At 48.4% G+C, this 12,368-nt stretch carries 9 protein-coding genes; 3 read left to right on the top strand and 6 right to left on the bottom strand.

The window, feature by feature from the left end; all coding sequences use genetic code 11:
• Nucleotides 1–2: 2 nt before the first annotated feature.
• Both sucD and XMA127_RS05065 read left to right on the top strand, forming a co-directional pair.
• On the top strand, nucleotides 3–884 hold the full coding sequence (gene sucD, locus XMA127_RS05070) for a succinate--CoA ligase subunit alpha (RefSeq protein WP_173481570.1): 882 nt from the start codon (nucleotides 3–5) through the stop codon (nucleotides 882–884).
• A 393-nt stretch (nucleotides 885–1,277) separates the two neighbouring features.
• Nucleotides 1,278–1,688, top strand: coding sequence for a transposase (locus XMA127_RS05065; protein ID WP_173495398.1), 411 nt, complete (start codon nucleotides 1,278–1,280; stop codon nucleotides 1,686–1,688).
• Nucleotides 1,689–1,825: 137 nt separating this feature from the next.
• Here the strand turns inward: XMA127_RS05065 and XMA127_RS05060 are convergent, their stop codons facing one another.
• Nucleotides 1,826–2,626: an alpha/beta hydrolase gene (locus XMA127_RS05060; protein WP_173498970.1), complete on the bottom strand. Its 801-nt coding sequence runs from the start codon at nucleotides 2,624–2,626 to the stop codon at nucleotides 1,826–1,828.
• Between the two features lie 370 nt (nucleotides 2,627–2,996).
• Between XMA127_RS05060 and XMA127_RS05055 the strand changes: the two genes are divergently transcribed.
• Nucleotides 2,997–4,712 carry a long-chain fatty acid--CoA ligase gene (locus XMA127_RS05055; RefSeq protein WP_173498969.1) on the top strand — a complete coding sequence of 572 codons (1,716 nt, stop codon included), beginning with the start codon at nucleotides 2,997–2,999 and terminating at the stop codon, nucleotides 4,710–4,712.
• 136 nt (nucleotides 4,713–4,848) lie between these two features.
• On the opposite strand, the gene pgi is transcribed toward XMA127_RS05055, so the two are convergent.
• The 5 genes from pgi to XMA127_RS05030 all read right to left on the bottom strand — a co-directional run bounded on the left by pgi (nucleotide 4,849) and on the right by XMA127_RS05030 (nucleotide 12,338).
• Complete coding sequence (gene pgi, locus XMA127_RS05050) at nucleotides 4,849–6,435, bottom strand: glucose-6-phosphate isomerase (RefSeq protein WP_173498968.1); 1,587 nt, start codon at nucleotides 6,433–6,435, stop codon at nucleotides 4,849–4,851.
• 292 nt (nucleotides 6,436–6,727) lie between these two features.
• Complete coding sequence (locus XMA127_RS05045) at nucleotides 6,728–7,681, bottom strand: hypothetical protein (protein WP_173498967.1); 954 nt, start codon at nucleotides 7,679–7,681, stop codon at nucleotides 6,728–6,730.
• Between the two features lie 350 nt (nucleotides 7,682–8,031).
• On the bottom strand, nucleotides 8,032–9,072 hold the full coding sequence (locus tag XMA127_RS05040; protein WP_254449925.1) for a LacI family DNA-binding transcriptional regulator: 1,041 nt from the start codon (nucleotides 9,070–9,072) through the stop codon (nucleotides 8,032–8,034).
• A 139-nt stretch (nucleotides 9,073–9,211) separates the two neighbouring features.
• Nucleotides 9,212–10,828, bottom strand: coding sequence for an alpha-amylase family glycosyl hydrolase (locus XMA127_RS05035; RefSeq protein ID WP_173498965.1), 1,617 nt, complete (start codon nucleotides 10,826–10,828; stop codon nucleotides 9,212–9,214).
• A 172-nt stretch (nucleotides 10,829–11,000) separates the two neighbouring features.
• The gene (locus tag XMA127_RS05030) at nucleotides 11,001–12,338 is read right to left on the bottom strand and encodes a glycoside hydrolase family 32 protein (protein WP_173498964.1); all 1,338 of its coding nucleotides are present in this window, start codon (nucleotides 12,336–12,338) and stop codon (nucleotides 11,001–11,003) included.
• Between the last annotated feature and the right edge of the window lie 30 nt (nucleotides 12,339–12,368).

Below are 12,368 nucleotides of genomic sequence, written 5' to 3'. Positions count from 1 at the left end.
TCATGTCAGTACTAATTAACAAAGACACCAAAGTAATCTGTCAGGGTTTCACTGGTGGTCAGGGTACTTTCCACTCTGAACAAGCGATCGCCTACGGCACTAAAATGGTTGGCGGTGTGACTCCAGGTAAGGGTGGCACAACTCACCTAGGTCTACCTGTATTCAACACTGTTGCTGAAGCAGTAGAGCAGACTGGCGCAGAAGCATCAGTTATCTACGTACCAGCGGCGTTCTGTAAAGATTCGATCCTTGAAGCGGCTAATGCAGGCATCAAGCTAATCGTTTGTATCACAGAGCACATCCCAGTGATGGACATGCTTCAGTGTAAAGTGAAGTGTGACGAGCTAGGCGTACGTCTAATCGGTCCTAACTGTCCAGGTGTCATCACACCGGGTGAATGTAAGATCGGTATCATGCCAGGTCACATCCACCTACCAGGTAAAGTCGGTATCGTTTCACGCTCTGGTACGCTAACGTACGAAGCGGTTAAGCAGACAACTGACGCTGGCTTCGGTCAGTCTACTTGTGTTGGTATCGGTGGTGACCCAATCCCTGGTTCTAACTTCATCGATATCCTAGAGATGTTCCAGAACGACCCACAGACTGAAGCGATTGTTATGATCGGTGAGATCGGTGGTTCAGCAGAAGAAGAAGCGGCTGCTTACATCAAAGCAAACGTAACTAAACCTGTTGTATCGTACATCGCGGGTGTAACAGCGCCTCCAGGCAAACGCATGGGCCACGCTGGTGCCATCATCTCTGGCGGTAAAGGCACTGCAGACGAGAAGTTCGCAGCACTAGAAGACGCAGGCGTTAAGACTGTACGTTCACTAGCAGATATCGGCGTAGCCCTATCTGAAGTAACTGGCTGGGCAATGAAGTAATTCGTTTCTCGCGTTAAAGAAAAGCGACCCTTGGGTCGCTTTTGTGTTTTCTGGAAGACGGGGATAGGGCGGATGACAGGCTGAAGGCCAGTCACCGCAGCTCCGTAGTTAATTAAGTATTCCGGTGACTGGCTTCAGCCTGTCATCCGCTATCGCAGTTGGCAGCGACTCTGGAAGAAGCTGCCAAGCAGTCTTGCTCCAATCTCTGGAAGTCGCTTTGTAGAGCTGATGACAGTCTAAAGACAGTCACCGCAGCTCCGTAGTTGGATCAGCACACCGGTGACTGGCTTCAGCCTGTCATCCGCTGTCAATGTAAACTCCCAACCATGATCTATACTCCAAAGAAAAAGGAGTTTAACCATGGCAAGGAAGCCAAGATTATGTCCAGCAGGTGTGCCCCAGCACATTATTCACCGCGGCCACAACCGACAATACATCTTTAAAGCCAGTGCCGACTTTGAAATGTACCTCAGTAAACTTGAGTATTGGTCAGAGGTATACGAAGTTCAACTGCATGCTTGGGTACTGATGAGCAACCACATTCACTTTTTATTAACGCCTAGTTCTGATGATGGCATTTCAGAGATGATGAAACGTATCGCAGGAAGTTACGGTCGTTACTTCAATAAGCGTTATGGATTGACTGGAACGATATGGGAAGGGCGTTATAAAAACATGCCCGTAGTGAATCAATCACACCTTGACCAGATAAAAGCTTATATAGAACAAAATCCAGTGCGGGCTGGGATTTGTGGAATGCCTTCGGAGTATCGGTGGTCTAGCGGGAACTCTGGAAAACGCTGATGGGGCTGATGACAGTCTAAAGACAGTCACGGCGGCTGCGTAGTTGGTTCAGCGCTCCGGTGGCAGTAATTTGCTCCTGCAATGACTCCATACAGGCCATCCATGGCCTTAACTGGCTTCAGCCTGTCATCCACTCTTTACTCCCGCTCCAATACCCAGCGAATTGCCCGATCAACATCCTCCGATCGAAACCGCGTATGTTCTCGATCCTCAAACCCCATAAACAGCTTCGGCTCTTCAGCAGCTTCAAAAAGCGTTACACCTTGCTCGTAGGGAATGGTGTCATCATCGGTTGAGTGCAAGATCACTAAAGGCTCATCCACCTGTTGAATCTTATCAATCGAATCAAATCGGTGTTTAAGCAGTAAGTTAACCGGTAACCAGGGGTAGTCATCAGCCGCCATCTGCGCAATAGAGGTATAGGGCGCGGCCAGAATCACCCCTTTAAAATCGCGTTCAGTGGCTAATTGAACCGCCACGCCAGTTCCCAATGACTCGCCGTAGATGATCAGGTCTGATGAATTTAGATTGTGCTCTTTGGCTAACCAATCAAACACCGCACGTGCGTCGTCATAAAAGCTACCCTCGCTTGGTGTACCTCTGCTTTGCCCAAACCCGCTCCAGCTGAAGATTAATAGTCCCCGTTCATTCTCTGACAAGATATTGATCAGTCGCCCACGCGTGCTCAGGTTGCGAGCATTGCCGTGCAGATAGACAAGCGTCTCTTGCCCAGGTTTAGCTGGTTTATACCAAGTCTGAAGGCGGTTGCCATGCGGGGTATTAATAAAGAGCTCGCTAGCACCTGGGAATATCGTCTCAACCGACTCTGTTTCGTAGGTCGGTTTAAAAATCAAAGAGTCTTGCGCAAAGTACATGTACCCGCAAGCGGATAGGTAGGTGAGAGTTAGCAGGACTGCAGTGCGTTTAAATAATTTCATTATTTAGTCTATCCATAGATGACAGGCTGAAGCCAGTCACCGCGACTAGGCCACTCTCTGGAAGTCGACTAGTAGAGCCGATGACAGTCTAAAGACAGTCACGGTAGCTCCGTAGTTGGTTCCGTACACTTGATTATGATAGAGCGGATGACAGGCTGAAGCCGGTCACTGCCGCTCCGATGATGGTCGAGTACTCTGGTGACAGTAATTTGCTCCTGCAATTACTGCATACAGGCCATCCATGGCCCTAACTAGCTTCAGCCTGTCATCCGCTCTAAAATATCTATCACGTTATCAATTTAATAAAACCAAAGCACCAAGTTAACACTAAACGCGTATTTCCATTAAATTTATAAGAAAAAAGACAAACATGAACCTAGTATCCCGCTTTTACAAACAGGTTGATCGCTTCCAAGATCGCACATTCCTTGGCTACAAAACTGAAGGCGAGTGGAAGACGCTCTCTTGGAAACAGACGGCCGATCAAATTTCAACACTCAGTCACTATCTAACACAGTATGGTGTCGGTAAAGACGATCGCGTTTTGATCCTCTCTGAAAACCGTCCCGAGTGGGCCGTCAGTGATTTGGCGATCATGTCCGTGGGTGCTTATGTGGTTCCGGCTTATACAGCACACACCGTAGACGATCTTCGCCATATTCTCTCGTTGACCAGCCCTAAATTCGCCATCGTCTCGACTCAGGAGTTGGCCGATAGAGTGTTAGAGGCCAATATCAGCCACGAATGTGTCACCCATATGATTGTGATCGATCAGGGTGAGCATGATAAACCCGATTGGCATACCGAGATTCTGTCCTGGCCAGAGGTTCAACAAGGAGCCGAGCGTCCAGATCTGTCAGCCATAGAAACTGACGATGTCTGTACCCTGATCTTTACCTCGGGCACGGGCGGTCATCCTAAAGCGGCGATGCTGACCCACAAGAACATCATTCATAACGTCGAAGCTGCTGCGCGAGTGTTGGATACCATACCTGTTAATGAAGAGGATCGATTCCTCTCATTCTTGCCACTTGCTCACGCGTACGAGCATACAGCTGGCCTGCACATGCCGATTACACAAGGGGCTGAGATCTTCTACTGCGAATCGACCGATAAGTTAGCGCAGTATCTAACCGAGGTCTCTCCATCTATAGCAACAGCGGTTCCTCGCCTCTACGACATGCTCTATGCGCGTATAAAGTCGGGTGTTGATCGAGCCAGTGGATTTCGCAAAGGGCTCTTTTATAAGGCTTTGTCGATCGGTACCAAAAAGCTTAATGATGAAAAACTCTCGCTAATAGAATCAATTATCGACCCACTATTAGAGAGGCTGGTTCGCAAAAAATTGCGTGATCGTTTTGGTGGCAAAATTAAGTACTTTGTCTCAGGTGGTGCCCCCCTAAACCCAGAGATCGGAAACTTCTTTGCTGCCTTAGGTATCGGCATTATCCAAGGTTATGGTCAGACAGAGGCATCGCCACTGATCACTGTGAACCGCCCAGGAAATATCCGTATGTCGACCGTCGGTTTGCCGCTCGATTGTGAGTTGAAGCTAGCGGATGATGGTGAACTATTAGTTCGTGGCGACAACGTCATGAAAGGGTATTGGCAGAATGAGTCAGCCACGGCAGTCACCATCATTGATGGTTGGTTGCATACCGGTGATCTGGCCGAAATCGATGAAGAGGGATTTGTTTCTATTGTAGGGCGTTCGAAAGACCTTATCGTCACTTCAGGTGGTGATAACGTTGCGCCTGCCAAGCTAGAAGCGAAGCTGACACTGGAGGAGGAGGTGGATCAAGCAGTTGTGCTTGGCGATGCCAAACCTTGGTTGTCCGCGATTATCGTTCCGTCTGAAGTCCTGCAAAAAGCGACAGACTCGGATGACGAGCTAGAAAAAATCATCTCTAAAGCGGTCAAACGAGTTAACCAAGAGCTAAACGGTACCGAACGTATCCGTAAGTTCATTGTACAACGGGAACTCTTCTCGATTGAGAATGGATACGTAACACCCACACAGAAGATCAAACGCTCTAAGGTGATTGAAGATAACCAAGTAGCGATTGATCGGTTGTATGGGAAGTAGTAACCCCTCTGGTTGGAGCGGTCTTAAAAAGGCCGCGATAAAACCTATTTAATTCAACAGTTGTTGGAGCTAGCCAAAGGCGAAGCGATTTTAATCGCCTCATCTTCGATAAGGCTCCAACAACTTCAGTTGGACTTTAACCCATATGCTTCCGCACCAACGCCATCAACCCCTGCGTCGATTGGTCATACCCCTGCGTCGATTCACCAATCTGTTGGCTGATCTCATTGGCTAGGCGTTTACCGAGCTGAACACCCCACTGGTCAAACGAGTTGATGTTCCATATAGCGCCTTGTACAAATACCTTATGCTCATAAAGCGCAATGAGCGCGCCTAGGTTGCGTGGGCTGATGCGATCCATTAACAAAACGTTACTTGGGCGGTTACCTTGGCAGCTCTGATACTCCAATAGACCATCAGAATCATCACCGTTCATAAAAGCATTGGCTTGGGCTAGCATATTGGTCAGCAGAGCGAAGTGGTGCTCTTCTGTCTGTTCATCAGCCTCAAGCGAGGCGATAAAGTCGATCGGGACGAATCGCGTGCCTTGGTGCAATAGCTGGAAGAAGGCGTGTTGGCCATTGGAGCCTGTCTGCCCCCAGACGATAGGTCCCGTTGCGTAATCAACTGGGTCGCCATTGATATCGACCGACTTACCGTTTGACTCCATATCCAGCTGCTGTAAAAACGCCGGTAACTGATGCAGTGCCTGGTCGTAAGGAATCACTGCTTGAGTTTCGGCACCCAAGAAGTTGATGTACCAGATACCGATCAGCGCCATGATGACCGGCATGTTCTGATCCATTGGCGCTTCCACAAAGTGACGATCCATCTCGTAGGCGCCTTCCAGCATATCAATGAAGTTGTCATAGCCAATCGACAGTGCAATCGGCAGACCGATTGCTGACCAGAGCGAATAACGTCCGCCCACCCAAGCCCAGAACTCAAAGATATTCTCTTGTGCAATACCAAACTCCATCGCGGCTGCTTGGTTAGTCGATACCGCCACAAAATGTTGGCTGATATCCTCATGGCCGCCCGTCTGTTCACGGAACCAGCGACGAGCTGTTTTCGCATTTAGTAGTGTCTCTTGCGTTGAGAAAGTCTTGGTCGAGACAACAAACAGTGTGGACTTGGCATCTAAGTTTTTAAGCGTCTTCTTTATGTGCTGCCCGTCGACGTTCGAGATGAAGTGGAACTTAATGTCCGGATGGCGGAATTGCAGTAGGGCGCGTACTACCATGTTAGGTCCCAGATCTGAACCACCAATCCCTATATTAACCACATCGGTAATGCGGTTGCCTTTGTAGCCCTTCCAGTCACCGTTACGAACTTGTTCGCTAAAGACCTTAAGTTTATCCAAGCTGGAACGAATCTCTGGCATCACGTCTACGCCATCGACAATCACTGGCTCATCACCACGGTTACGCAATGCGGTGTGTAAGACAGGGCGTTTCTCTGTGACATTAATAATGTCCCCCGAGAACATCTGAGCACGGCGCTGGCGCAAGGAGGAGTGCTCTACTAGATCGATCAACGCTTTAAAGACATCGTCATTAATCTTATTTTTAGAGAAGTCCAAAAATAGCTCGCCCAAGCGGACACTCATCTTATCGAAGCGTTTAGCGTCTTGCTTAAAGTAGTCGCTAATACGGTCCTCTTGAGTCTCTTGCGCGAGCTGTTCTAGCTTTTTCCAAGTTACAGATGAGGTAAGAAGATTCATTTTTGGCCTCTAAATAAGGTTTTTTGTTTAAGTTACGTCAATTCTACGGGAATAAAGCGGTTAAATGAATATTTTTACGTAATTTTACTACGTACTTTATTGCAGGATGTTCTAAGTTTCTGGAAAATGGTAACAGAGTGGATGACAGGCTGAAGGCCAGTCACCGCGGCTACGTAGTTAGTTCAGTGCACTGTTGGTGACAGGCTGAAAGCCTGTCACGGTAGCTATGTACAGGCGAAAAAAAACCCGCTGCGTGAGCAGCGGGTCCTGTGGATTTCTGTCTAAGAAAATCTTAGAAAGAGAAAGAACCACCGATTGTAACGTTGTTACCGTCTAGTGCTTCAGTGTCTGAATCGTTGATAGAGTATTCAGCGTAAGCGCTTAGACCGCCGCCCAAATTCTGAGCAACTTTGAACGCAGTAGTATCCATTTCAACAGCTGGATCAGCAGCAAATTGAGCTTCGTCCTGAGCGTAGAAAGCAGAAAGGGTAGTGTTACCCATAGCGTAACTACCAAAAATAGTAGTGGTTTCAACCTCAACTTTATTAGCAGGGGTTTCAACTGAAGTGTATTCACCGTCTGCAATAGCAACACCTACAGTCAAAGCGTCCATTGCGTAAGCAACTTTAACACCGGTAGCTTTGTAATCGAAACCAAAGTCAGTTTCATTTGTACCTACATAATCAACACCGTTAACTTTAAGTGCTTTAGTAGTAGTAGTAACTGTGTTGCTTGTCTCTTCCATACCGAAGTTGATAGAAAGACCATCAACAGCGTAGCCTAGTTGAGCAACTGTACCTTCGTTGGTAGTACCGTTACGTACAGCACCGATGCCAGCAGAGAAACCGTTTGAAGAAAGTGTTACGCCGACAGCGTTATCAACTTCACCAGAGAAGTATGTCACGTTACCAGTGTTTGAGTAATCTACAGTGTCAGCAGCGTCTGCTGGGCTACCGAATTTACCACCCCAAAGTGCAACAGTGCCGTTGTCAACTTTTAGGTAAGCAAGTGTTGGAGAAGTGAAATCACCCTCAGTTTTTACTTCTGCTGATACGTTAAGGCCAGCGTCAGTTTGTGAAGAGCCTTTCATGCCGAATACAACGTCATCACGTTCAACATTAGATACGTCAGAAGTTGCAACGTCACCTTTGATGAAATCAACTGCTACGGTACCGTAGATTGTCATGTCAGCCATTGCTGGCGCAGAGATCGCTGTAGCAACAGCAACTGCAAGTAGTTTTTTCATTTTGGAAATCTCCAGAAAATTTATTTAAGCCTCAAATATCCGGCCAAATCTAAGTTTAAGTTAAAACCCAAACCCGTTCGGCTTTGGACAGAATGCACTTTATCCCCCGACATAGCTGGGGTCAACCCGCTTTTTTAAAAAGTTCCACCAAAATGGATTTTTTTTTGTTAATTTTCTGTTCAGAAAAGTGGTTTTTATTTAAAATCGCTATAAATCAATAGCTTATGAGTCGTGTTAAGTTTCGGTTAATTTTGAGATCTTTTGGTTATATTAATTATTCTTTTTTGGAATATGTAGGCTTTTTAAAATGTTGGAGCGGTCTTGCAAAGGCCGCGATGGTTTGCGCTGAGCTAGGGACAAGACTCGCCGATCAATAGCTCCGTCGGCATCACAACATCCTCACTCATTCGATTCTCAATAAACAGCCTTGCAGCCATGCGGCCTTTCTCGAACGAGTGCTGTTGTATGGTGGTGATCGCTTTGGGCATGGCTTGTGCTTCGGGGATGCCATCAAAACCGGTAATTCTCAGCTCTTCTGGGAATTGGATGCCCATCTGCAGGGCGGCTCGCATGGCAGCGATGGCCATGACGTCGGATTGGCACAGTAGAAGGTCAGGTCGGTCGGGCTGGCTTAGTACTTGGTAGGCCAATTTGAACGCTTCGTCGTAGTCGTTGACGTGAAGGTTCCAGATCTGATCCATGGGGCGTTCAATTCCGGCTTCATCAAACGCATCAAAATAGCCGTTTAGGCGATCGAGAGAGAGGCGAAGGCCGACGGTTTTTAGGGTCTCTTCGTTGGCTTGGCTAATGCCTTCATCGGAGGTGATTCGCAGTGCCAGAATGGCTGGGTGCTTCGGTTTCTTCTTGAGTGCATGTTTAGCGATCTGGTAGCTCGCGTCTCGGTTATCGACGTTCACAGACCCATAACCCTCAATCTTATGATCGACAACGATTAGGCGTTTCTGCTGGCGTTTTAGATGTTCCAGTGTAGGACCGGGTGGGATAAAGCCGTAGACGATAAAGCCATCCACCATCGATTCGTGCAGTCGTTGACGGTTGGCGTGGTCTAGATCCCTTGCTGAAAGTAGCAGCATATTAAGATGCGCTTTGTCGAATTCATCGGCTAAGCCAGAGAGAAAGTGACTAGCAACGTAGTCGTTCATGGAGTAGGCGAGACGATCGGTCAAAACGATTCCGACGACACCAGAGCGCCCTGTGCGCAGATAGCGTCCAGCTGCGCTTGGGCCAACGTAACCGAGCTCCTGGCACTGTTCTAAGATACGAGTACGAAGTGATTCAGAGAGCTGATCAGGGCGGTTAAAGGCGTTTGAGATGGTTGCCGTAGAGACACCAATCGCTTTAGCCACCTCTTTTATGGTCATTTTTTTCATAATCATCTCTACCCGTTGGAGCCTTATCGCCTCTACCCGTTGGAGCCTTATCGAAGATGAGGCGATCCCATTTAAGTTAAAAGCATCGCGACCTTTTTAAGGACGCTCCAACAGTCTGCTAAGGGCACATCTACGTTATTCAAACCTCCGCAAACAACGCCTGATAGGGCGGCAGTACAATCGCTCCATTTTCAAAGCGACCACTGAACCCGTGCCCATTTAGAACCGACTTAATCTCTTCATTGTAAGGGATAGTTAGTTCTGCACCGGTCATATTAATCGCAACCAACAGTGACTGTTCATCAGATTGACGCGTGAATACAAAGGCTTCGCCTGTCTCTTCAACCAACTCCATATCGCCTTTAATCAGTGCTGGCTGTTGTTGGCGCCATTGAATGAACTGGCGCATTTTATGAAGCGTTGAATCGTTCTGCTGTTCTTGCGTCTCAACGGACAGTGGTAGATGTCTTGGATCGACCGGTAGCCATGGCTTAGCGTGGGAGAAACCCGCTTGCTCACTGTTATCCCAGATCATTGGAGTACGACAGCCGTCACGGCCTTTGTACTCTGGCCAGAACTCAATACCGTAGGGGTCCTGTAGAGCTTCAAAAGGGACATCGGCTTCTGGTAACCCTAGCTCTTCGCCTTGATAGAGACAGACACTGCCGCGCAGGCTCATCAGCATGGCCATAGAGACCAGTGGGAATTGGTTTGGATCCTCTTGCTCGCCCCAGCGTGTCGCGCTTCGTTTCACGTCATGGTTTGATGCCGCCCAGCAGGGCCAAGCATCACCCGCGTTCGCTTTAAAGGTGGTCATCACTTGACGGAAGTAGTCGGCCCTGTGTTCGGGTGACAACAGGTCAAAGGTGTAGGCCATATGTAGTTTGTCACCACCGGCCGTGTACTCCGCCATGCGCTGAAGTGGATCGGTATGGTCCACGCCGATCTCACCGACCATGCTGCGATCATCATATTCATTCAGCAGATCACGCATCGCCTTAAGGAAGTTGAGGTTTTCCGGTTGGCTGAGATCGTACTGGTGAGTTTGGCGAACATAAGGGTTCGAAGCGTCAACGCTGTTGATGTACGGCATACCTTCTGGATGAGGTGGGTTATCCTCTAGCCCAGCGCTATGGTAGTAGAGGTTCACGGTGTCTAGACGGAAGCCATCGACTCCCAAGTCTAACCAGAAGCGCATGTTGTCCAAGTTTGCTTGGAACACCTCTGGGTTGTGGAAATTAAGATCCGGCTGGCTCGTTAGGAAGTTGTGCAGGTAGTACTGCTGACGCTGGGTATCCCACTGCCATGAAGAACCGCCAAAGATTGATAACCAGTTATTCGGTGCCGTGCCGTCAGGTTTTGGATCAGCCCAAACGTACCAGTCGGCTTTCGGATTGGTTCGGTTTGAGCGACTCTCGGTAAACCAAGGGTGTTGATCTGATGTATGCGATAACACCTGATCGATCATAACCTTTAACCCCAATTCGTGAGCGCGAGCAACCAGCTCTTTAAAATCATCCAGCGTGCCAAACATCGGGTCGACATCGCAGTAGTCAGAGACGTCGTAGCCAAAATCTTTCATCGGTGATTTGAAGAACGGGGAGAGCCAGATGGCATCAACGCCCAGTGAAGCGATGTAATCCAGTTTGGATGTAATACCGGGGAGATCACCAATCCCGTCGCCGTTGGAGTCCATGTAACTGCGAGGATAGATTTGGTAGATGATACCGCCTTTCCACCAGGGGTTGTTGCTCATAGTGTTGTCTCTATTTATGCGGATGACAGGCTGAAGCCAGTCACCGGTGTTTCTTTTCAGGTGACTGGCCTTCAGCCTGTCACCCACTAGTTGTTGGAGCCTTATCGAAGATGAGGCGATCCCTAATCTATTTAAAGCTTCGCGACCTTTTTAAGGACGCTCCAACACTCTTTTAAGAGCGCACTGGAAACGACCGTTGCGTAATGCTCATAAATCCATCGGCCAGCAGCATCTCTAGCCCAGCTTCACTGAAGATCCACTCTACATTCAGTGGCCCGTTTACATTCAATTCCCGGTTGTATCGATGCGAAAAGTGTTCGTTAAGGGTTTCATCATCGGTATTAACAGAGCGGCTGATGTTTATCTGGTAACGCTCTTCTGTGCGCTTGATCTCAATTCGATGCGCTTCATCGTCTGAAGCAAAATAAGCGGATTCACCTTCATTCAAATTGAGTTGCGTGGATTGGTGTGTGCCCTCGATCAACCTAATAGAGTCTGTAAGCTGAATGATATCGGCTTCTAAACGACTCACAAATTGTTGGGCAACCCTTAATCCATCAGCGCTCTCTATCAGTCTCAACTGACGAGGCAGTGTCATCTGACCATTGGTGACCGAGCAGGGGAGTTCGTTAGCGTATCTCCAGTTGCTAAACCATGAGATGGCTAGTCGTTGATTATTGGGTGCGTCTGACCAGCTCTGTGTCGCATAGTAGTCGCGCCCCTCATCTAACAGCAAAACCGTGCCGGCCGGGTTTCGGTTAGTAAACTGTATTCCGTCAAAGTCACCGATAAAGTATTGGGTGTACGAACCGTAGTGGATGTCGGGTGTCATACCAATTCCCACTACCAATACCCAAGCGGTTAGACCATTCTCGGTGGTCAGTTCGAATAGATCAGGGCACTCCCAAGGGTGCCATTCGTGGGCCCCTTGGCCTTCCCCAAACTCTGAACAGAAGCTCCAATCAAGTAAGTTTTTAGAGCGGTAAAAAGAGATGGTTTGGCGTGTTGCCAGACACATAATCCAGTGCTGACTCTCTTCATGCCAAATGACCTTAGGATCACGGAAATCCGAGAATCCAGGGTTGCTCAAGACAGGATTATTTGAATATTTAGTCCAAGTCTCACCGCTGTCAGTTGAGTAGGCGATGCATTGATCCTGAACGTAGCCGCGATCAAATTCCTCTTGGTCAAGGTGGGCAGTGTAAAACGCAATGAGCCCCGCCTGACCATTAAACAGGCCTGAGTCATCATATGCATCTACTATGGCGCTACCAGAGAAACACATGCCTTGCTCGTCTGGTGTTAAAGCAATCGGTTTATGTTCCCACTGGTTTAAATCAGAGCTGACAGCATGACCCCAGTGCATAGGACCCCAGGTTAGCCCTTCAGGGTAGTGCTGGTAGAAGAGGTGGTAACGACCGTCACAATAGACCAAGCCGTTTGGATCGTTGATCCAACCGCGCGGAGCTTTGAAGTGCTCGGGTAGTGTTTGGTCTTGTTTGTTGGTCATGTTTTATTCGCTGTTTTGGTGACAGGCTGA

The sequence above is a fragment of the Marinobacterium sp. xm-a-127 genome (genome assembly GCF_013283425.1).
GTDB lineage: Bacteria > Pseudomonadota > Gammaproteobacteria > Pseudomonadales > Balneatricaceae > Marinobacterium_E.
Note: the sequence above shows the minus strand (reverse complement) of the source record. Positions and strands in the feature narration are given on the sequence as shown.

Coding starts and splice junctions, on each gene's coding strand:
- sucD (WP_173481570.1), top strand. CDS start 3: ATGTCAGTACTAATTAACAAAGACACCAAAGTAATCTGTCAGGGTTTC.
- XMA127_RS05060 (WP_173498970.1), bottom strand. CDS start 2,626: ATGAAATTATTTAAACGCACTGCAGTCCTGCTAACTCTCACCTACCTA.
- XMA127_RS05055 (WP_173498969.1), top strand. CDS start 2,997: ATGAACCTAGTATCCCGCTTTTACAAACAGGTTGATCGCTTCCAAGAT.
- pgi (WP_173498968.1), bottom strand. CDS start 6,435: ATGAATCTTCTTACCTCATCTGTAACTTGGAAAAAGCTAGAACAGCTC.
- XMA127_RS05045 (WP_173498967.1), bottom strand. CDS start 7,681: ATGAAAAAACTACTTGCAGTTGCTGTTGCTACAGCGATCTCTGCGCCA.
- XMA127_RS05040 (WP_254449925.1), bottom strand. CDS start 9,072: ATGAAAAAAATGACCATAAAAGAGGTGGCTAAAGCGATTGGTGTCTCT.
- XMA127_RS05035 (WP_173498965.1), bottom strand. CDS start 10,828: ATGAGCAACAACCCCTGGTGGAAAGGCGGTATCATCTACCAAATCTAT.
- XMA127_RS05030 (WP_173498964.1), bottom strand. CDS start 12,338: ATGACCAACAAACAAGACCAAACACTACCCGAGCACTTCAAAGCTCCG.